This window comes from Paracoccus albicereus, from assembly GCF_024359525.1.
Taxonomy (GTDB): domain Bacteria; phylum Pseudomonadota; class Alphaproteobacteria; order Rhodobacterales; family Rhodobacteraceae; genus Paracoccus; species Paracoccus albicereus.
This window is the reverse complement of the sequence record NZ_JAKZEU010000003.1, coordinates 238,079-256,921: the sequence shown is the minus strand read 5'-3', so window position 1 is coordinate 256,921 and position 18,843 is coordinate 238,079. Positions and strand designations below refer to the sequence as shown.

The window sequence follows — 18,843 nt, the reverse complement described above, 5'->3', positions numbered from 1 at the left end:
CCTTCACAGCGTTCGCGACCCCTTGCAAAGACGTCGTATGGCAGCGTCTATCGGCGCGGGCAGTGAGGGTAGGCTGATGAGCGATGTGGTGATAGCCGGGGGTGCCGTCATGGGTGCGTCCTGCGCATTCTGGCTGACGCGACTGGCGCCCGGGCTTCGCGTCACGATCGTCGAGCCCGATCCGAGCTATGCGCGCAGTGCGACCGCGCTGTCTGTCGCCTCCATCCGGTCGCAATTCACCAACCCGGTCAACGTGCAGATCAGCCGGTTCGGGATCGACTTCATTCGCGATTTTGCCAGCCACACCGGACCTGCGGGCGGGGTGCCAGATCTCGGGCTGCGCGAAAATGGCTATCTGTTTCTGACATCGACGACCGAAGGCGCTGCGCAACTTGAAACGCTGGCGGCGATGCAACGCTCGCTGGGGGCCGCCACCGAGGTCTGGGACCGCGCCCGGATCGCATCGCGCTATCCGTGGATGAATCTCGATGACATCGAGGCGGGCAGCATCGGCCTGCGCGACGAAGGCTGGTTCGACAATATGGGCCTCCTCTCAGGGCTGAAGGCGGCGGCACGCGCGGCGGGCGCCGAGTTCGTGACCGATCGCGTGGTCCGGTTCGAAAGCGACGGCGAGAAGATCACGGCCGCGCATCTTGGGTCAGGGCGGCGGATCGAAGCCGCGGCCTTCATCAATGCGGCCGGCGTCGTCTGCGATACGCTGATGGACGGATTGCCGCTGCGCCTGCCGGTCGAGCCGCGCAAGCGCACCGTCTTTGTCGTCGACGCGCCGCGCGCGCGCCATCCGGACGCACCGCTGATCATCGACCCGTCCGGCATCTACGCAAGGCCCGAGCATGGCGGCTGGATCGCCGCAACCGTGCCGCTGAGCGACGAGGCCAGCGCACCCGACGATTTCAAGCCCGACCATGCGCTGTTCGAGGATGAGGTCTGGCCCGCGCTCTATCACCGTGCCGAGGGGTTTGCCGAAGCCAAGGTGCTGCGCTGGTGGGTCGGCCAGTACGATTTTAACCGGCTGGATCAGAACGCGATCCTGGGTCGCAATCCGCTGATTTCGAATCTTTATCACGCAAACGGCTTTTCAGGACACGGACTGCAACAGGCCCCGGCGGTAGGCCGAGGAATCGCCGAACAGATCATTCACGGTGACTGGCAGACGCTGGACCTGACGCCTCTTGGCGTGCAAAGGGTGATCGACAACCGACCTTTTGCCGAGGCGCATATCGTCTGATGCCCTTCACCATCGCCATCGACGGGCCCGCCGCATCGGGCAAGGGCACGATCGCCCGCGCGCTGGCTGAACGCTTCGGGTTCCACCATCTGGATACGGGTCTGCTTTATCGCGCGACAGGCGTGAAGGGCGGCGACCCGATCCAGGCGGCCCGCACGTTGGCCGAGGCTGATTTCGGCCGAAAGGATCTGCGCACCGCCGCAGCGGGTCAGGCGGCAAGCCGCGTCGCTGCGATTCCAGAGGTGCGGCAGGCGCTGCTGGACTTTCAGCGCGGCTTCGCGCTTCGCGAACCAGGCGCGGTGCTCGACGGGCGCGATATCGGAACGGTGATCTGCCCCACGGCCGACGTGAAGCTGTTCGTCATCGCCAGTGATCTGGTCCGTGCCCGTCGCAGGGCGGCGGAACTCGGTGCCGATGTGGATGCGATGCTGATGCAGTTGCGGGAACGTGACGCACGCGATGCGGGTCGTGCCGACGCGCCGATGATCCGCGCGGACGACGCGGTGTTGCTCGATACCAGCGAGATGAGCATCGAGGACGCGATCAAGGCGGCTGTGGGTGCAGTCGAGGCTCGGTTGGCGGGCTAGGCGGTCAGTTTGCGGGCGTTAGCCGGTCGAGCCGAAGATGCCGGCGCGCCGAAAAACCGCGCCACCGCCAGCCATCGTGCGAAGGAATGGGAAGGCGCCATTCTGCCCGCGGCAGGACAGTCAGGCGCCATCTTTCATTAGGATGGATCGTCACGTCGACGGCGCCGGGTCCCGCGACCACACTGTCTTGCAAGTTGGCCGATCTATAGGGTGCGCCGAAACTGACGCGATCAAGAATCGTCAGTGTCTGGTCGGTCAAGGTGATCGAAAGACGCTCTTCGAACGGACAATCATCATCTGTGAAGAACAGATAGCCGCTGATCGGATCGCGTGCCTCCAGTTGAAACGCCTTTCGCAGGGCGAGTCCCGGAACCGTCGCATGGTAGGGGCCGACTGAAATTCGGCTTTCAGCGTTCTCCCCCGGAAGCGGGGCCCACGCGGTGTCTTCCAAGGGTAACATCTGCATCTAGAAAAACAGGCTGACGCCAAAGGCGCCCGCCACCGCGCCGGCGAAAGCACCGACGCTGGAGCAGACCAGGGCGCCCGGACCGCAGACCAGGCCCGCCGCCGCGCCGCCGGCAAGGCCGCCCAAGACGCCACCGCCCAGAATGGCGCCCTCTTCGATTGCGGCTTCGGCGTGATCCTCTGCCGTCGCGACGTTGTAGACCGCGATCCCCAGGGACAGGATCAGCAGACCCCGGCCCGCAGTCGAGACTCGGCGCATCAGCACATTAACTCGCGGATTCGACCGGCCGGCGGCCTCGACGACCGCACGGAACACCTGATCGCGCTGGCCCGCCGAGAGCTGATCGAAGCGTGCGCTATGCCCGAAGAGTTGCTGCGCCTTGCGGTCGAGCAGCGCCTGAAGGCTCAGCCCCTGACCTTTCATGTCCTGCGCCAGCGCGCGCGCCACGGGCGTGCTACGCGACCGGATCAGGTCCATGATGACATTGCGCTGTTCGTTGGCCTGCGCCGCAGCCTGAGCCCAGGTCATGCGTCCAGCACGAACGGCAGCCTTCATATCCTGAGCCATCCGGTCGATGAGACGGGTATATCGCGCCCGCAGCGCGCCGTCCCAGCCCATCCCGGCACCGGCGGCTGCGACGCCGCCACGTAGGGCCGCGATCTCGCGCTCGAAATCGGCTTCGGTCGCCATTCGATACGGTCCCCGCGACATGTTTCCTTTGACACGCTATGCCGGGGTGATCGTGCCGGTCAATCGCGGTGCCCCGTGTTGGGCGACGGCTTGCCAAGAGCACTTTTCCCGCCTATATGCGCGCCCAAGTCCTTTGATGAACGACATGGCCACAACAGGCCGCTGAAGAACCGGGTCGGGCATTATGCCGCGACCCTTTCGCGTTCCCGAAGGACTGCTACAGACCGGCGGAGCCAACCGTCCGGCCAGTCACATGAACCAAAGGAACAGACGCCACATGGCTGAACGCGCAAGCATGGAAGACTTCGAGGCGATGCTCAACGAGAGCCTCGACATCGATACCCCCGACGAGGGTTCTGTCGTCAAAGGCAAGGTCATCGCGATCGAAGCGGGCCAAGCCATCATTGACGTCGGCTACAAGATGGAAGGCCGCGTTGATCTGAAAGAATTCGCTAACCCCGGCGAGGAAGCCAACCTGAAGGTCGGCGACGAGGTCGAAGTCTATCTGGACCGCGTGGAGAACGCCCGCGGCGAAGCCAGCATCAGCCGTGAGAAAGCCCGCCGCGAAGAGGCATGGGACCGTCTGGAGCAGGCGCATGGCAAGGACGAGCGCGTCGAAGGCGCGATCTTCGGCCGCGTCAAGGGTGGCTTCACCGTCGATCTGGGTGGCGCCGTTGCCTTCCTGCCCGGCTCGCAGGTCGATGTCCGTCCGGTGCGTGATGCCGGCCCGCTGATGGGTCTGAAGCAGCCGTTCCAAATCCTGAAGATGGACCGCCGTCGCGGCAACATCGTCGTTTCGCGCCGCGCGATCCTGGAAGAAAGCCGCGCCGAACAGCGCGCCGAAGTCATCGCCAACCTGTCCGAAGGCCAGGTCGTTGACGGTGTGGTCAAGAACATCACCGAATACGGCGCCTTCGTTGATCTCGGCGGTGTCGACGGCCTGTTGCACGTCACCGACATGGCGTGGCGCCGGGTCAACCACCCGTCCGAGATCCTGTCGATCGGTGAGACCGTCAAGGTCCAGGTCGTCAAGATCAACAAGGAAAGCCACCGCATCAGCCTTGGCATGAAGCAGCTGCAGGCCGATCCGTGGGATACCGTGACCGAGAAATTCCCGGTCGGTTCGGTTCACCATGGCCGCGTGACCAATATCACCGATTACGGCGCTTTCGTTGAGCTGGAAGCAGGTGTCGAAGGTCTGGTCCACGTCTCGGAAATGAGCTGGACCAAGAAGAACGTCCATCCGGGCAAGATCGTGTCGACCTCTCAGGAAGTCGATGTGATGGTGCTGGAAATCGACGAAGCCAAGCGCCGCGTTTCGCTGGGTCTGAAGCAGACCATGCGCAATCCGTGGGAAGTCTTCTCGGAAACGCATCCGGCCGGCACCCAGATCGAAGGCGAGGTCAAGAACATCACCGAATTCGGTCTATTCGTTGGTCTCGAAGGCGATATCGACGGCATGGTTCACCTGTCGGACATCACCTGGGAAGGCCGTGGCGAGGATGCCATTCAGGACTTCCGCAAGGGCGACATGGTCAAGGCCGTGGTCCAGGAAGTCGACGTCGAGAAAGAGCGCATCAGCCTGTCGATGAAAGCCATCGAGAACAGCGCGATGGCCGAGGCGACCGATGGCGTGAAGCGCGGCTCGATCGTCACCGTCGAGGTGACCTCTATCGAGGAAGGCGGGATCGAAGTGGAATACAACGGCGTCAAGTCGTTCATCCGCCGCAGCGATCTGGCCCGCGACCGTCAGGACCAGCGCCCCGAGCGCTTCCAGGTCGGTGACAAGGTCGATGCCCGCGTCACCAACATCGACACCAAGACCCGCCGTCTGGGTCTGTCGATCAAGGCGCGCGAAATCGCGGAGGAAAAGGAAGCCGTGGAACAGTACGGCAGCTCGGACTCGGGTGCTTCGCTGGGCGACATCCTGGGCGCCGCGCTGAACCGCAAGGAGTGATCCGAGCGATCTGTCGCAAAGTCGACGACATTGCCCCGTCCCGCGTTTTGCGGGGCGGGGTTTTTTGTTGGTTGCGCAGGGTTGCGGCCTGTCTGAATGGACACTGGCAGCAACTTCGGAAATGCCGTTTGATGCAACTAAATGACTTTTATCGCGTTTCTGTGCCGACTAGACGCCTTCGATCGCGATCGCCTGCTGACAGGACTGTGCCTATGATCCGCTCTGAATTGATCCAGAAGATTTCTGACGAAAATACCCATTTGTTCCGCCGCGACGTCGAGCGCATCGTGAATACGGTCTTCGAGGAGATCATCGGGGCGATGGAGCGTGGCGACCGGGTCGAACTGCGAGGCTTCGGCGCGTTTTCCGTCAAGCGCCGCGATGCGCGGACGGGACGCAACCCGAGGACGGGAGAGTCGGTCGACGTCGACGAAAAGCACGTGCCGTTCTTCAAGACGGGCAAGCTGCTGCGCGACCGGTTGAACGGGCAGGCCTGATCGACCTATTAAGGGTGACCCGCCGCATCACGGCGACACTGCACGAGGGAACCGATGCGCTTCATCCGCCTGCTTTTTCTTGCCCTCTTGGCTATCGTTCTGATCGCTCTGGCGCTCGCAAACCGTCAGATCGTGACGCTTAGCGCATTTCCGGCCAATTTCGGGCAGTATCTGGGCGGCACGTGGTCGGTTTCACTGCCGCTGTTCCTCGTGATCTTCCTTGCTATGGCTTTCGGCGTCCTCGTCGGCTTCATCTGGGAATGGCTGCGCGAGGCGCATCTGCGTCGTGAATCACGTCAGCGGGCCGCCGAAGTGTCGCGATTGGAGCAGGAAGTTGGCCACCTGCGGACCAATCACGTTGGACCCCGTGATGAGGTGCTTGCCATCGTTGATGGGCCGACCGCGCGCGCTTCATCCTCGCCGAAGCCGCGCCCCATCGCTTCGCCCGCGCCGGCGCCCGGGACGACGCTGCCGGCTTCACGCTGAGACCATGGCACAGGTCAAAATCTGCGGGCTGACCGACCAAGGCACTGTGTTTGCGGCCGTCGAAGCGGGCGCGCGCTTCCTGGGGTTCAACTTCTTTCCCCGCTCGCCGCGTTTCGTGAAGGCAGATCAGGTTGCGGCGATCTCGCGCGATGTTCCGCCGGGGGTTGCACGCGTCGGTCTGTTCGTGGACCCGGATGATGCGATGCTTCAAACGGTGCTTTCCGTCGCGCCTTTGGACGTGATCCAGCTGCACGGTTCCGAGCCGCCTGAGCGTGTCGTGGAAATCAAGAAAACGACGGGCTTGCCTGTGATGAAGGCTGTCGGCGTCGCTGCCGCCGAAGATTTGCAGGCCCTTTGGGATTACGGTCTGGTCGCGGACATGCTGTTGATCGATGCCAAGGCGCCTGCCGGCTCCGTTCTGCCGGGTGGCAACGGTCTGCGATTTGATTGGCGGCTGTTGGCTGGTGTCAAGCCGACGAAGCCGTGGATGCTTGCAGGTGGGCTGACGCCAGACTCCGTGTGCGAGGCTGTACGCCTGACCGGCGCCAAGATGGTCGATGTTGCCTCGGGTGTCGAAAGCGCCCCTGGCGTCAAAGACGCTGATCTTATCGGTGCCTTCGTCAAGGCGGCCAATTCGCATGAATGAGGGTATCCGATTTCGCGCGGCAAAGCGCGATGACGTTCCGGCTATCATCGCGATGCTCGCGGACGATGAACTCGGCCGGGGCCGCGAGACGGCTGACGACATGACGCCATACCTCGCCGCGTTCGACGCGATGGAGGCTGAGGGCGGCAATTGTATCATCGTCGCGGACGAAAAGGGCGTGGTTGTCGGTTGCTATCAGCTGACCTTCATCACCGGTCTATCCCTACGCGCTGCACGCCGTGCGCTGATCGAGGGCGTTCGCGTGGCCGCCTCGCATCGTGGTCGGCGACTGGGCGAGGCGATGATGGCCGATGCCGAGACAAGGGCGAAGGAGGCCGGCTGCCGTCTGATCCAGCTGACCACCAACAAGACTCGTATTGATGCGCACCGCTTCTATGACCGGCTGGGCTTTTCGGCCTCGCACATCGGATATAAGAAGACGCTCTGATCCCAACCCGGAAGGCAGCGCCATGGCGGACGATCTGGTCAACAGCTTCATGAACGGTCCCGACGAGCAGGGACGCTTCGGCATCTACGGTGGACGTTTTGTCAGCGAGACGCTGATGCCGCTGATCCTGAAGCTCGAAGCCGAATACGAGCGCGCCAAGACCGATCCGGGCTTCTGGGCCGAGATGAACGATCTTTGGACACATTACGTCGGCCGTCCCAGCCCGATGTATCATGCGGAGCGCTTGTCGGAACGTCTGGGTGGTGCGCGCATCTACATGAAGCGCGATGAGCTGAACCATACCGGCGCGCACAAGATCAACAATGTGCTGGGCCAGATCCTGCTGGCGCGCCGCATGGGCAAGACCCGCATCATCGCCGAGACTGGCGCCGGTCAACACGGCGTCGCGACTGCGACCGTCTGCGCCCGGTTCGGCCTGCAATGCGTCGTCTATATGGGCAAGACCGATGTCGAGCGGCAAGCACCGAACGTGTTCCGCATGCGGCTGCTGGGGGCCGAGGTGATCCCCGTGACGTCTGGACGCGGGACGCTGAAGGACGCGATGAACGACGCGCTGCGCGACTGGGTGACGAACGTGCGCGACACCTTCTACTGCATCGGCACGGTTGCGGGACCGCATCCCTATCCTGCGATGGTCCGCGACTTCCAGTCGATCATCGGCAAGGAGGCGCGCGAACAAATCCTTCAACGCGAGGGCCGTCTGCCCGACACGATCATCGCCGCCATCGGCGGCGGGTCCAACGCAATGGGGCTGTTCTTCCCGTTCCTTGACGATGCATCGGTCCGAATCATCGGTGTCGAGGCGGGCGGCAAGGGTGTCGACGACAGGATGGAGCATTGCGCCAGCCTGACCGGCGGTCGCGCCGGGGTACTGCACGGAAACCGGACCTATCTGCTGCAGGACGAGAATGGCCAGATCCTTGAAGGTCATTCGATCAGCGCCGGTCTCGACTATCCCGGCATCGGCCCGGAACATGCCTGGCTGAAGGATCAGCAGCGCGCGGAATATGTTTCCATCACCGATACCGAAGCCTTGGAGGCCTTCCAGCTGTGCTGTGAGACAGAGGGGATCATTCCGGCGCTGGAACCCAGTCACGCTCTGGCGCATGTGATGAAGATCGCACCGGATCTTCCGGCCGACCATCTGATCGTGATGAACATGTGCGGCCGGGGCGACAAGGACATCTTCACGGTGGCCAAGCATCTGGGCGTCGATATCCAGACCTGACGGCAGACGGCCGGCGCGTTTAACCACGACATTGACCTTTGCGTGATGGTTTGAACCATCCCGATGATCGGGCGTTTCTCCCCCACACCGTTGGAACGGAGAAATTCAATGTTCGGTAACACACTGAAAAGTCTGATGATCGGCGGCAAGGTCGTGGCGCTCGGGACGCTTCTTGGCACCACGGCGATGGCTCAGACCTCGACCGACACGGTCATCGTGCCCGAAGCAGCGATGGAGCGTGACACCGCGATCGGAACCATCGGCGACAGCGCACCGCGCAGCATGGAGCAGATGGACAACGACCAGATGATCGCGGAAACGCTGATCGCTCAGGGCTTTGGGGACGTCTATATCCTGCGTGAAGGCCCGATCCTGACCGTGACCGCCAACCGAGACGGCGAAGAGATAGAGCTCGTCTACAGCGTTGCGAACGGCCGTCTGATGTCGATCAACGGATACGAGGTCGGCGACGATGGCGAAGTCGAGACCGCCGGCGATCGTGACACCGGTGTCGCCGCATCGGCTGCTGAAATGGATCCCGATGCGGATGGCGACGTCGGTGAAGGTGCCGATGGCGACGGATCGGATGATGGTGCTGGCGACGACGCTGGCGGGACCGAGGGCGACACTGGGGATGGCGCCGGCGATGATGCCGGCGGTGACGCCGGTAGCGATACGGGCGGCGACACCGGTGGTGATGCTGGCGGCGATGCGGGCAGTGACACCGGTGGCGATACGGGTAGCGACGCTGGCAGCGATGCCGGTGGTGATAGTGGCGGCGACGCCGGTGGCGAATCGGATGGTGGCAGCACCAACGGTTGACCCAAACCATCGAGTAACGAGTTACGGCCGGGGGAGCATCTCGCTTTCCCGGCCTTTTCTATAATGATCTTGACTGCATAATCGGGGGGAGTTCGGACCGCAGGCAAGCGATCGTTCACAGACGCGCGTCACCGACGAAGGATAAGAAGGTCCAGCTGTGATTCCAGATAGGGCCGTGGAAACAGGATACGACCCGTCTCAGGGCTTGTTATCTCGACCCGCCCCACCTGTGGCATCATTTGCGGGGTGCGTGAGGTATCGACGTCTTCGCATTGTTCCGCGTAGGCGATAGGCGTCTCGCCTTGGACGAAGCCCGTTCCGGCATAGATCAGCTGCCCCTGCCAGTCCGCGATGTCCCCGCTTGACCGTTGCGAACCGGTCAGCTTTTCGAAATGGCCCTGCGCGTCGATCCGGCAGCGAAATTCAGGATAGACGACAATCGGCAATGTCCCGAGCCCGACCTTTACCGTTCGACAGCCCCACTCCCCCTGCAGAAGCGGGCGCGCCTGATCCGGTGGCAATGCTGTGCCGCTGAGCCCGTCGACCAGAACCGCTCGGTCCGCATCGTCAGCACCTGCCAATGCCGCCAAAAGACTATCTCCGACGCCGATGTTCAGCTGTTCAAGCCGCGCCGTGTCGTCGGCCCGCAATTGCCTGCCATCCGACATGAGGCGCCATGCTTCGCCTTCGGGCTCTGCAGCCGGTGACGCCGTCTCATCGCCACTCGGTGTGTTCTGAGCATAAGCGGGAAGCGCTGTAAGGCCGAGGGACAGTATGATCGCAAGACGCATCGTGAGAACCTTCGTTCAGGACGACGGGTCAAGCGCGTGAGATCGCAGCAGTTCCAAGGGCACGACGTCGGCAGCGCGTGCGTGCGTCGATTCGAGCACCACTTTGGGCGCGGCAAATTCCTGCGTCGCCTGCAAAAAGCGCGCAGCGCACAGGCACCAGCGATCGCCTGCCTTCAACCCAGGGAAGCGAAACTCGGGGCGTGGTGTGGACAAATCGTTGCCGAGATATTTCGACAGCGCGAGAAATTCGTCGGTCAGGACGACACATACGGTGTGGCTGCCACGATCTTCGGGACCGGTATTGCAGCAGCCGTCGCGGTAGAAGCCGGTCAGGGGCTCGGTAGAGCAGGCTTGCAGCGGTTGGCCGAGAACGTTGAGGGATGGCTCTTGCATGGGCGGAGGCTAGCCTGAGCAAGCGACGACGCCAAGAGTGTGCGTCATGCGGACGGCGACTCTGCGACGGGGTGCCACTCGATCCAGCGCCCGTGGAAGTCCGCGCGGCCCAGTGACCAAATCCTGAGCTGCCCGTCCCAAAGACGCAGATGAAGAGATGCGCCGCGTCCGCCATCGGCCTCCATCGCGAAATGCGCGAGCGGCGCGGTTGGACCGGCGCGGCGACCGGCATCGTTCAGCGCCGCCTCGCACCGCGCCTGTACCTTTGGCGGAAAGTATTGCCAGGCAACCGTATGATAGACGAAGCGCAAGCGCCCCGGAGCGGGGCTGGCCAGCTGAGCTTCGAGCCAGTCAGCGGCATCACCCCGATCGACTTCGGGTGAGTGAACCCGCGCGATCTGCAGCGCGGCACGCAGCCTCGCCAGCCGGTCAGCCTGATCCGCCCAGCAATAGGCCAGAAGCCGCAATGCGTCGCGTTGGGGATCGAGCGGGTTAAGATCGACCCCGCGCGCATCGGTCACGGTAAACATGCCGTGTGGCAGATCGCCGCGCCAGTCAGGTCGCAGCGAGACCGCGCCATCCTGCAGAAGCGTGCAACGTGCGAAGTTGAGGTTCAGGCCCGCGCTCGCGCCGAGTTCGAGCGCTTCGATTGGCAAAGACCGGTGCGACACGGCAAAACGTGCGGCGGCGATGATGGCGGCGGACCGCGCCACCTCGTTCGTCTGCGGGGGATGATCCAGCCAATCGAGGATCTGCGCTTCATGATCACAGATCGTCTGCACCAGAAGTTTCGTGTCAGGATCGCCTTTGGTGTAAGCGTCGGCCAGCGCAGTCGCGCTACCGTCGAGGACCAATCCGTGCAGCGCACCCGCGAGACGGAGCGGCACGGAATCGCCCCGGCTCGACGCATCGCCCGGCCAATTAAGGATGCGTCGCGCAACTTCGCCCTGTTCCGGTGAAAGTGCCGCGCCTAGCCGCTCGCAGATACGCGCGGTCAGAGGCGAACCCAACTCGCAACAGGACCGGGCCTGATCGGCAAAGGCTTCGCGCGGCTTCAACGGAAGCGGTCGGACAAAGCGCGGAGCCGATCAGCGACGCTTTGCGTCGGAACCTCAGTATCGGCGCGGTTGTGCGGAGTTGCGGAAGCCGGCGGTTCCGGTGCCTTCGCGGGTCGCGGATTGGCGTTGCGTGGCGGCGATGTCCGTGCTGCCACCGCGTTCTGGAACCGACCCGCGTCACCTGCCGCCAGAGCCGGTGCGCCGTCCGCGACACCCCGCAGCAGATCGTCGAGCCAATCCTGCTCGGCCTTGGCGAAATCCGATAACACGTAACCCGCTACACGCGCCTTGTCGCCGGGGTGGCCGATCCCTAGGCGGACGCGGCCATAGGTCTCGCCGATATGCTGATGGATCGAGCGCAGACCATTGTGGCCGGCATGTCCGCCGCCCTCCTTTACGCGCAGCTTGCCCGGCGCGAGATCGAGTTCGTCGTGAAAGACGATGATATCGGCGGGCGTTAGCTTGAGATAACGCATCGCCTCGCCGACTGACTGGCCGGACAGGTTCATGAAGGTGGTGGGCTTCAGCAGCATCACGCGTGTCTCGCCAAGCCGGCCCTCGGCTGCCTCGCCCTGGAATCGGCTGCGCCACGGTCCAAGCCCATGCGCCTCCGCGATCCGGTCCAGAGCCATGAAACCGATGTTGTGGCGGTTGCCTTCATACCTCGCGCCGGGATTGCCCAGACCGACCAGCAGCTTCATCTTCCTCTCCCGTTCGACAGGGGCATTTTCGGTCGACACCTTGCGGCGGACCTCACCCGTTACTAAGACTCTGTCAACCTTTCGCCACTAAGAAGGTCGCGTGAAGACCGGCGAATCAATCGGGCGACGGCAATCACACAAGGGAAGATGATGAGCGATCCGGCAGAATTCTACATGAACACGCTCGTGCCCATGGTCGTCGAGCAGACCTCGCGCGGCGAACGCGCCTACGACATCTTCTCGCGCCTGCTGAAGGAACGGATCATCTTCGTCTCGGGGCCGGTCCACGATGGGATGGCCACGCTGATCAGCGCGCAGCTTCTGTTTCTGGAGGCGGAGAACCCGTCGAAAGACATCAGCATGTATATCAACAGCCCCGGCGGTGTCGTGACCTCGGGCCTGTCGATCTACGACACGATGCAGTACATCCGCCCCCGTGTCTCGACCCTCGTGGTGGGGCAGGCGGCCTCGATGGGCTCTCTGCTTCTGTGCGCGGGTGAAAAGGGCATGCGCTATTCGCTGCCAAACAGCCGTGTGATGGTCCACCAGCCTTCGGGCGGATTCCAGGGTCAGGCGACCGACATCCTGATCCATGCGCGCGAAACGGAGAAACTGAAGCGTCGTCTGAACGAGATCTATGTCGAGCATACCGGCAACTCGTTGGAAGAGGTCGAGGAAGCGCTCGAGCGTGACCGCTTCATGTCGCCGGAGGAGGCGCGCGACTGGGGTCTGATCGACGAGGTTCTGGCACCTCGCGGCAAGGCCGAGGCCGAGAAGAAGTAGGGCAAATCTGCGCCGCGGCGAAGTCAGGGGCAGGAAAATTGGGGGATTGTGGCGCTTCGCCCCGAACCCTAACATGAGCCGGGCGGCGCCGGGACGACAGGCGGTCCGGCGCTGATACGCGGGCGAAGGCCCGGCGCTCTGGCATCACCCGCGATGCCGCCAGCTTTGCGCCGGAATGCCAATGCGAAGGAAGCGGACGATGGCGAACCAGTCGGGCACGGACAGCAAGAACACGCTCTACTGCAGCTTCTGCGGCAAGAGCCAGCATGAGGTGCGCAAGCTGATCGCGGGACCGACCGTGTTCATCTGCGACGAATGCGTCGAATTGTGCATGGACATCATCCGCGAGGAAACGAAGTCCTCGAGCCTGAAGTCCGGCGAAGGCGTCCCGACCCCGCGCGAAATCTGTGGCGTGCTGGACGATTACGTGATCGGGCAGGAACACGCCAAGCGCGTGCTCTCCGTCGCGGTCCACAACCATTACAAGCGCCTGAACAATTCCTCGAAATCCGACATTGAGCTGGCGAAGTCGAACATCCTTCTGATCGGGCCGACGGGTTGCGGCAAGACGCTGCTGGCACAAACTCTGGCCCGGATTCTGGACGTTCCCTTCACCATGGCCGACGCGACCACGTTGACGGAAGCCGGCTATGTCGGTGAAGATGTCGAGAACATCATCCTGAAGCTGCTTCAGGCCAGCGAATACAATGTCGAACGCGCGCAGCGCGGCATCGTCTACATCGACGAGGTCGACAAGATCACCCGCAAGTCTGACAACCCCTCGATTACCCGTGACGTTTCGGGCGAGGGCGTGCAGCAGGCATTGCTGAAGATCATGGAGGGGACGGTCGCGTCCGTTCCACCGCAGGGCGGACGGAAGCATCCCCAGCAGGAATTCCTGCAGGTGGATACGACCAACATCCTGTTCATCTGTGGCGGTGCCTTCGCCGGCCTCGATCGGATCATCTCGCAGCGCAACAAGGGCACTGCGATGGGCTTCGGCGCCGAGGTCAAGGAAAACGATGACCGCGGCGTTGGTGAATTGTTCAAGGAGCTTGAGCCCGAAGATCTGCTGAAGTTCGGACTGATCCCGGAGTTCGTGGGTCGTCTGCCCGTGATCGCAACGCTGACCGATCTGGACGAAGAGGCGCTGATCATCATCCTGACGAAGCCCAAGAACGCGCTGGTCAAGCAGTATCAACGGCTCTTTGATCTGGAAGACGTTCAGCTCACCTTCACCGACGACGCACTCAGCGCCATCGCCAAGCGCGCGATCATGCGTAAGACGGGTGCGCGCGGGCTGCGGTCGATCATGGAGGACATCCTGCTCGATACGATGTTCGAACTGCCCGGCCTCGACAGTGTCGAGGAGGTCGTCGTGAACGAGGAGGCGGTGGACAACACTCAGGCGAAACCTTTGCTGATCCACGCCGAGTCGAAGAAGGGCACTGCAAGCGCAGGCTGAGGTCGCGTCCGGCTGGCGCGATGATATCGCGCCAGCGGCCTCAAGAGAGCCTGCCTGCTCTGGACCCGAGCCAACCTTTGCGGCATATCAGGGGCCACGTACCGAGGAGTGTCCGCGCCATGTCGTTCAAATCCACCCTGCTTCGTGTCCTGACCTGGTGGAACAGCCAGACGATCAACACGCAGTTCTGGACCTGGCGCCACGGAACCAAAGTCGGCGAGGACGAGCAGGGAAACCTGTTCTATCAGGACAAGACCGGCAAGCGTCGCTGGGTCATCTATAACGGCGAGGCCGAAGCCAGCCGGATCAGCCCGGAATGGCATGGTTGGCTGCACCACACCTGGGCGGAGCCGCCTGCCAAGGCGCCGTTGGTCCACAGGCCGTGGGAGAAGCCCCATCTTCCCAATCTGACCGGCACGACTGATGCATACGTGCCGCAGGGCTCGCTGTATCGTGTCGATCCGAAATCCCGGCAGGATTACGAGGCTTGGCGGCCCGAATGAAACGCCTCGCCGTCACGGCGCTGATCGTCGCGATCTCGTGCACGATGGGCGCGTCGGTATGGGCGCAGCAGACGGCCCGCGCCACCGGCGCCTTGCTGCGCGGTCTGGACAAGGTGTCCGGCCAGACAACGGACATGGTGCTTGGGGTCGGCGATTCGACGCGCTATGGCCGCCTTGAGGTGAGATTGGGTGAGTGCCGCTTTCCGGCCGGGGCGCCCAGCTCAGATGCCTTCGCACAGATGACGATCACAGACACGCTGCAGAACGTCACCTTGTTCTCCGGCTGGATGATCGCGTCTTCCCCTGCGCTCTCGGCCCTCGACGATCCGCGCTACGATGTCTGGGTGATTTCCTGCCAAAGCTGATCTGCGCTCAGCGGTCGTTGCGCGTGGATGTCGGCTTTCAGCGCCAGCGCTTGTGTCAGTCGCCGACGATAGTCCAGGCGCGAGATTTCACGTCCGCCCATCCGCGCAAGGTGCGGGGTGATGAACTGCGCATCGAACAGCGTGAAGCCGCAGCGCCGCAAATGGGACGACAGCCAGATCAGCGCCATCTTTGAGCCGTTGGTCCGCGCTGAAACCATCGATTCGCCGAAGAATGCCGCGCCAGCCGTCACTCCGAACAGGCCGCCGGCGAACTGACCGTCATGACGGATCTCGATTGCCGCAGCGTGACCCTGACGGTGGAGATCGGAATAGAGCGCCCTTAGCGGCGCGTTGATCCAGGTCTCGGGTCGCGCGGCGCAGGCGTCGACGACCTGCTCGAAATTACCATCGAGATGCGCAGACCAGCCTCCGCGACGCAGATCGCGGCGAAGCGAGCGTGACGCATGGATGCCGCCGACGGGCAGCACCCCGCGCCGCGGTGGATCAAACCAGTAAAGCCGCGGGTCGACGGCGCTTTCCGCCATCGGAAAGATGCCGCGCGCGTAGCCCGCCAGCAATTGGGCCGCTGTCAGACCCTCAGCCGTAGCGACGCTCCAGCCATCGCTCCAGCCAGTGGATCGAGTAGTTGCCCGACTGGATGTCGGGCTCTTGCAGCAGGTCGTCGAACAGCGGCACGGTCGTATCCACGCCGTCGACAATCAACTCGCCCAAGGCGCGCGACAGCCGCGCAATTGCTTCGGGCCTGTCGCGGCCGTGGACGATCAGCTTTCCGATGAGGCTGTCGTAATAGGGCGGGATCCGGTAGCCATCGTAAAGCGCGGAATCGATCCGCACCCCAAGGCCGCCCGGCGCATGAAATTGCGTGATCCGGCCGGGAGAGGGTGAGAAGCCGGGGATCTTTTCGGCATTGATCCGAACCTCGATCGCGTGTCCGCGCGGCGTCAGATCTTCCTGCCGGAACTCCATCTCCTGCCCGGCGGCGACCATGATCTGCTGCCGGACCAGATCGACGTCGTAGACGGCCTCGGTCACGGGATGCTCGACCTGCAGGCGGGTGTTCATCTCGATGAAGTAGAACTCGCCGTCTTCGTAGAGGAACTCGATCGTGCCGGCGCCGGCATAGCCCAACTCGCCGACGGCATCGGCGCAGATCTTGCCGATCCGGGCGCGCTCTTCGGGTGTGATGGCGGGACCGGGCGCTTCCTCCAGCACCTTCTGGTGGCGGCGTTGAAGCGAGCAGTCGCGCTCGCCCAGATGGACCGCGCGGCCCTTGCCATCACCGAAGACCTGAATTTCGATATGGCGCGGTCGTTCGAGGTATTTCTCGATATAGACCTCGTCATTGCCGAAGGCGGCCTTTGCCTCGGCGCGCGCTGTGCGGAAGGCGCTTTCCAGTGCGGCCTCGTCCTTGGCCACCTTCATGCCGCGCCCACCGCCACCGGCCGTGGCTTTGACGATCACCGGGTAGCCGATCTCGGCGCCGATCTTCTTGGCAGCCGCGACGTCCGGCACGCCGCCACCTTCGGAGCCCGGTACGACCGGAATGCCCAAAGATTTAGCGGTCTCCTTCGCGGTGATCTTGTCGCCCATGATGCGGATATGCTCCGCGCGGGGACCGATGAAGGTGATGCCGTGGTCTTCCAGCATCTGCACGAACGTCGCGTTTTCGCTGAGAAAGCCGTATCCCGGATGGATTGCCTGGGCGCCGGTGATCTCGCAGGCAGAGATGATCGCGGGCATCGACAGGTAGCTCGAGGCCGAAGATGGCGGCCCGATACAGACGGATTCGTCGGCCATGCGGACATGCATCGCATCGGCATCGGCGGTCGAATGGACCGCGACGCTTTGGATGCCCATTTCGCGGCAGGCGCGGATCACGCGCAGCGCGATCTCGCCCCGGTTGGCGATCAGGATCTTGTCGAACATGGCGGGCCCTACTCGACCACCATCAGGGGGGCGCCGAACTCGACCGGGCTTCCATCGTCGATCAGGATGCGTTTGACCGTGCCGGCGCGTGGCGAGGGGATGTGGTTCATCGTCTTCATCGCCTCGACGATCATCAGCGTGTCACCCTCTTCGACCTGCTGGCCGATGGTGACGAAAGCCGACGCGCCGGGTTCGGGCGACAGGTAGGCGGTGCCGACCATGGGCGATGTCACGACACCTGGCAGGCTGGCCGGGTCGTCACCGCCAGCGGCGGCAGGCGTGCTGCCGGGGGCCGACGTGGCGGGCGAGGTTGCCGGACTCGATGCTGCGGGTGCGGGCGAGGGCGCAGCGGGGGCCTGTGCCATCATCACCGGTTTGCCGTGCTTGGACAGGCTGACCGTCAGCCGGTCGTTCTCGCCATATTCGCGCTTGACCTGGATGTCGCTCAGATCGTTCCGGTTCAGCAATTCGGCGAGCGACTGGATGAAGGCCACGTCGCTGTCATGCGTCTTGTCCTGATCGGGATCGGTGCTCATGAGGTCCTCTGGCTTATGGTCCTGCCTGCCGCGTCCTTGATCCGCGCGGCTGTTGCGCCCGTTATAAACCGGACCCCGACGCGAGGGAAAGCAAATTGGACAGGCATTTAGTGGTGGTCCGCCCCTAGCGGCCGGCCTTTTCATCGATCCCGGACCGGCCCTCGCGCCGCTCAAGCTCGGTCAGCACGTCCGATAGCGGGATATCGCGGGCCGCAAGCATCACCAGAAGGTGATACATCACGTCGGCTGCTTCGGCGGTCAGTCGATCACGGTCCCCGCGAACCGCTTCGATGATCGCCTCGATGGCTTCCTCGCCGAACTTCTCGGCGCATTTTTCCGGGCCCTTGGCCAGCAATGACGCGGTCCAGCTGCTGGCCGGATCTGCACCGCGCCTCGCATCGATCGTGGCGGACAGGCGTGACAGTGCGTCGCTCATGTCAGCCTCATCGGAATGCCTGACGCAGCCATATGCGCCTTGGCTTCCGCAATGCTGTGGAGGCCAAAATGGAAGATAGAGGCTGCCAGCACGGCGCTGGCGCCGCCTCTGGTCACCCCTTCGACCAGGTGATCCAGTGTGCCGACCCCGCCCGAGGCGATGACGGGTATCGACACCGCCTCGCTGATCGCGCGGGTCAAAGGGAGGTTGAAGCCCGCGCGCGTGCCGTCGCGATCCATCGAGGTCAGCAGGATTTCGCCAGCGCCCTTGGCCGCAACAACGCGCGCGAAGTCCACCGCATTGATGCCGGTGGGCTTGCGGCCGCCATGGGTGAAAATCTCCCACCGCCCGTCGGCCACCGTCTTGGCGTCGATCGCCACCACGATGCACTGGCTGCCAAAGCGGTCGGCGGCCTCGGCCACGACGTCGGGGTTCGCAACGGCGGCAGAGTTGAAGCTGACCTTGTCGGCACCCGCCAGAAGCAGTGCCCGCACATCGGCGTGACTGCGGACGCCACCGCCGACGGTCAGCGGCACGAAGCACTGTTCTGCCGTGCGGGTCACCAGATCGAACATCGTGCCACGATTCTCGTGCGTCGCGTGAATGTCCAGAAAACAGATCTCGTCGGCACCCGCGGCATCGTAGGCCTTTGCGGCCTCGACCGGATCGCCGGCATCGATGAGATCGACGAAGTTCACGCCCTTGACCACGCGGCCATCGGCGACGTCGAGACAGGGGATGATGCGCGTTTTCAGCATGGCGGGGTGA

24 protein-coding genes are annotated in these 18,843 nt (G+C 63.5%); 13 read left to right on the top strand and 11 right to left on the bottom strand.

Going from position 1 to position 18,843, the window contains the following annotated elements:
- The first annotated feature begins 76 nt into the window (after positions 1-76).
- Together MLD63_RS10105 and MLD63_RS10100 are read left to right on the top strand one after the other, a co-directional pair.
- Complete coding sequence (locus MLD63_RS10105) at positions 77-1,249, top strand: NAD(P)/FAD-dependent oxidoreductase (protein ID WP_255329780.1); 1,173 nt, start codon at positions 77-79, stop codon at positions 1,247-1,249.
- Positions 1,249-1,836 carry a (d)CMP kinase gene (locus MLD63_RS10100; RefSeq protein WP_255329779.1) on the top strand — a complete coding sequence of 196 codons (588 nt, stop codon included), beginning with the start codon at positions 1,249-1,251 and terminating at the stop codon, positions 1,834-1,836. Before MLD63_RS10105 ends, MLD63_RS10100 begins: the two co-directional genes overlap by 1 nt.
- A gap of 4 nt (positions 1,837-1,840) precedes the next feature.
- Here MLD63_RS10100 and MLD63_RS10095 read toward each other — a convergent pair whose 3' ends face one another.
- Both MLD63_RS10095 and MLD63_RS10090 read right to left on the bottom strand, forming a co-directional pair.
- Positions 1,841-2,302, bottom strand: a complete 462-nt coding sequence (locus MLD63_RS10095; protein WP_255329778.1) for a hypothetical protein — start codon at positions 2,300-2,302, stop codon at positions 1,841-1,843.
- The gene (locus MLD63_RS10090) at positions 2,303-2,992 is read right to left on the bottom strand and encodes a hypothetical protein (protein ID WP_255329777.1); all 690 of its coding nucleotides are present in this window, start codon (positions 2,990-2,992) and stop codon (positions 2,303-2,305) included.
- 253 nt (positions 2,993-3,245) lie between these two features.
- Here MLD63_RS10090 and rpsA point away from each other — a divergent pair, with 253 nt between their 5' ends.
- The 7 genes from rpsA to MLD63_RS10055 all read left to right on the top strand — a co-directional run bounded on the left by rpsA (position 3,246) and on the right by MLD63_RS10055 (position 9,097).
- Positions 3,246-4,949 (top strand): 30S ribosomal protein S1, encoded by a 1,704-nt coding sequence (gene rpsA, locus MLD63_RS10085; protein ID WP_255329776.1) that lies wholly within the window; start codon positions 3,246-3,248, stop codon positions 4,947-4,949.
- A 212-nt stretch (positions 4,950-5,161) separates the two neighbouring features.
- Positions 5,162-5,446, top strand: coding sequence for an integration host factor subunit beta (ihfB, locus tag MLD63_RS10080; RefSeq protein ID WP_255329775.1), 285 nt, complete (start codon positions 5,162-5,164; stop codon positions 5,444-5,446).
- A gap of 54 nt (positions 5,447-5,500) precedes the next feature.
- A complete protein-coding gene (locus tag MLD63_RS10075; protein WP_255329774.1) occupies positions 5,501-5,932 on the top strand; it encodes a LapA family protein in 432 nt (143 codons plus the stop codon).
- A gap of 4 nt (positions 5,933-5,936) precedes the next feature.
- Positions 5,937-6,578, top strand: coding sequence for a phosphoribosylanthranilate isomerase (locus MLD63_RS10070; RefSeq protein WP_255329773.1), 642 nt, complete (start codon positions 5,937-5,939; stop codon positions 6,576-6,578).
- A complete protein-coding gene (locus MLD63_RS10065) occupies positions 6,571-7,026 on the top strand; it encodes a GNAT family N-acetyltransferase (RefSeq protein WP_255329772.1) in 456 nt (151 codons plus the stop codon). Before MLD63_RS10070 ends, MLD63_RS10065 begins: the two co-directional genes overlap by 8 nt.
- A 22-nt stretch (positions 7,027-7,048) precedes the next feature.
- Positions 7,049-8,275 carry a tryptophan synthase subunit beta gene (gene trpB, locus MLD63_RS10060; protein ID WP_255329771.1) on the top strand — a complete coding sequence of 409 codons (1,227 nt, stop codon included), beginning with the start codon at positions 7,049-7,051 and terminating at the stop codon, positions 8,273-8,275.
- A 108-nt stretch (positions 8,276-8,383) separates the two neighbouring features.
- Positions 8,384-9,097 (top strand): hypothetical protein, encoded by a 714-nt coding sequence (locus MLD63_RS10055; protein ID WP_255329770.1) that lies wholly within the window; start codon positions 8,384-8,386, stop codon positions 9,095-9,097.
- Between the two features lie 128 nt (positions 9,098-9,225).
- On the opposite strand, the gene MLD63_RS10050 is transcribed toward MLD63_RS10055, so the two are convergent.
- The 4 genes from MLD63_RS10050 to pth are packed head-to-tail and all read right to left on the bottom strand — an operon-like array spanning position 9,226 to position 12,040.
- Complete coding sequence (locus MLD63_RS10050; RefSeq protein WP_255329769.1) at positions 9,226-9,888, bottom strand: DUF4893 domain-containing protein; 663 nt, start codon at positions 9,886-9,888, stop codon at positions 9,226-9,228.
- 15 nt (positions 9,889-9,903) lie between these two features.
- The gene (locus MLD63_RS10045) at positions 9,904-10,281 is read right to left on the bottom strand and encodes a DUF2237 family protein (RefSeq protein WP_255329768.1); all 378 of its coding nucleotides are present in this window, start codon (positions 10,279-10,281) and stop codon (positions 9,904-9,906) included.
- 44 nt (positions 10,282-10,325) lie between these two features.
- The gene (locus MLD63_RS10040; RefSeq protein WP_255329767.1) at positions 10,326-11,339 is read right to left on the bottom strand and encodes a DUF2332 domain-containing protein; all 1,014 of its coding nucleotides are present in this window, start codon (positions 11,337-11,339) and stop codon (positions 10,326-10,328) included.
- Positions 11,336-12,040 carry an aminoacyl-tRNA hydrolase gene (gene pth / locus MLD63_RS10035; protein ID WP_255329766.1) on the bottom strand — a complete coding sequence of 235 codons (705 nt, stop codon included), beginning with the start codon at positions 12,038-12,040 and terminating at the stop codon, positions 11,336-11,338. The genes MLD63_RS10040 and pth overlap by 4 nt, the downstream gene beginning before the upstream one ends.
- 150 nt (positions 12,041-12,190) lie before the next feature.
- Between pth and MLD63_RS10030 the strand changes: the two genes are divergently transcribed.
- From MLD63_RS10030 to MLD63_RS10015, 4 genes are all read left to right on the top strand, one after another.
- A complete protein-coding gene (locus tag MLD63_RS10030; RefSeq protein WP_255329765.1) occupies positions 12,191-12,823 on the top strand; it encodes an ATP-dependent Clp protease proteolytic subunit in 633 nt (210 codons plus the stop codon).
- A 199-nt stretch (positions 12,824-13,022) separates the two neighbouring features.
- Positions 13,023-14,288, top strand: coding sequence for an ATP-dependent Clp protease ATP-binding subunit ClpX (gene clpX / locus MLD63_RS10025; RefSeq protein WP_255329764.1), 1,266 nt, complete (start codon positions 13,023-13,025; stop codon positions 14,286-14,288).
- A gap of 119 nt (positions 14,289-14,407) precedes the next feature.
- Complete coding sequence (locus tag MLD63_RS10020) at positions 14,408-14,791, top strand: NADH:ubiquinone oxidoreductase subunit NDUFA12 (RefSeq protein ID WP_255329763.1); 384 nt, start codon at positions 14,408-14,410, stop codon at positions 14,789-14,791.
- Positions 14,788-15,156, top strand: a complete 369-nt coding sequence (locus tag MLD63_RS10015; RefSeq protein ID WP_255329762.1) for a DUF2155 domain-containing protein — start codon at positions 14,788-14,790, stop codon at positions 15,154-15,156. The genes MLD63_RS10020 and MLD63_RS10015 overlap by 4 nt, the downstream gene beginning before the upstream one ends.
- Here the strand turns inward: MLD63_RS10015 and aat are convergent.
- From aat to hisF, 5 genes are all read right to left on the bottom strand, one after another.
- Positions 15,123-15,749 carry a leucyl/phenylalanyl-tRNA--protein transferase gene (gene aat / locus MLD63_RS10010; RefSeq protein WP_507185072.1) on the bottom strand — a complete coding sequence of 209 codons (627 nt, stop codon included), beginning with the start codon at positions 15,747-15,749 and terminating at the stop codon, positions 15,123-15,125. The genes MLD63_RS10015 and aat overlap by 34 nt on opposite strands.
- Before the next feature lie 4 nt (positions 15,750-15,753).
- Positions 15,754-17,103, bottom strand: coding sequence for an acetyl-CoA carboxylase biotin carboxylase subunit (accC, locus tag MLD63_RS10005; RefSeq protein ID WP_255329760.1), 1,350 nt, complete (start codon positions 17,101-17,103; stop codon positions 15,754-15,756).
- A gap of 8 nt (positions 17,104-17,111) precedes the next feature.
- On the bottom strand, positions 17,112-17,639 hold the full coding sequence (accB, locus tag MLD63_RS10000; protein WP_255329759.1) for an acetyl-CoA carboxylase biotin carboxyl carrier protein: 528 nt from the start codon (positions 17,637-17,639) through the stop codon (positions 17,112-17,114).
- 124 nt (positions 17,640-17,763) lie between these two features.
- Positions 17,764-18,075 (bottom strand): phosphoribosyl-ATP diphosphatase, encoded by a 312-nt coding sequence (locus MLD63_RS09995; protein ID WP_255329758.1) that lies wholly within the window; start codon positions 18,073-18,075, stop codon positions 17,764-17,766.
- On the bottom strand, positions 18,072-18,833 hold the full coding sequence (hisF, locus tag MLD63_RS09990) for an imidazole glycerol phosphate synthase subunit HisF (protein WP_255329757.1): 762 nt from the start codon (positions 18,831-18,833) through the stop codon (positions 18,072-18,074). The genes MLD63_RS09995 and hisF overlap by 4 nt, the downstream gene beginning before the upstream one ends.
- Positions 18,834-18,843 lie beyond the last annotated feature (10 nt).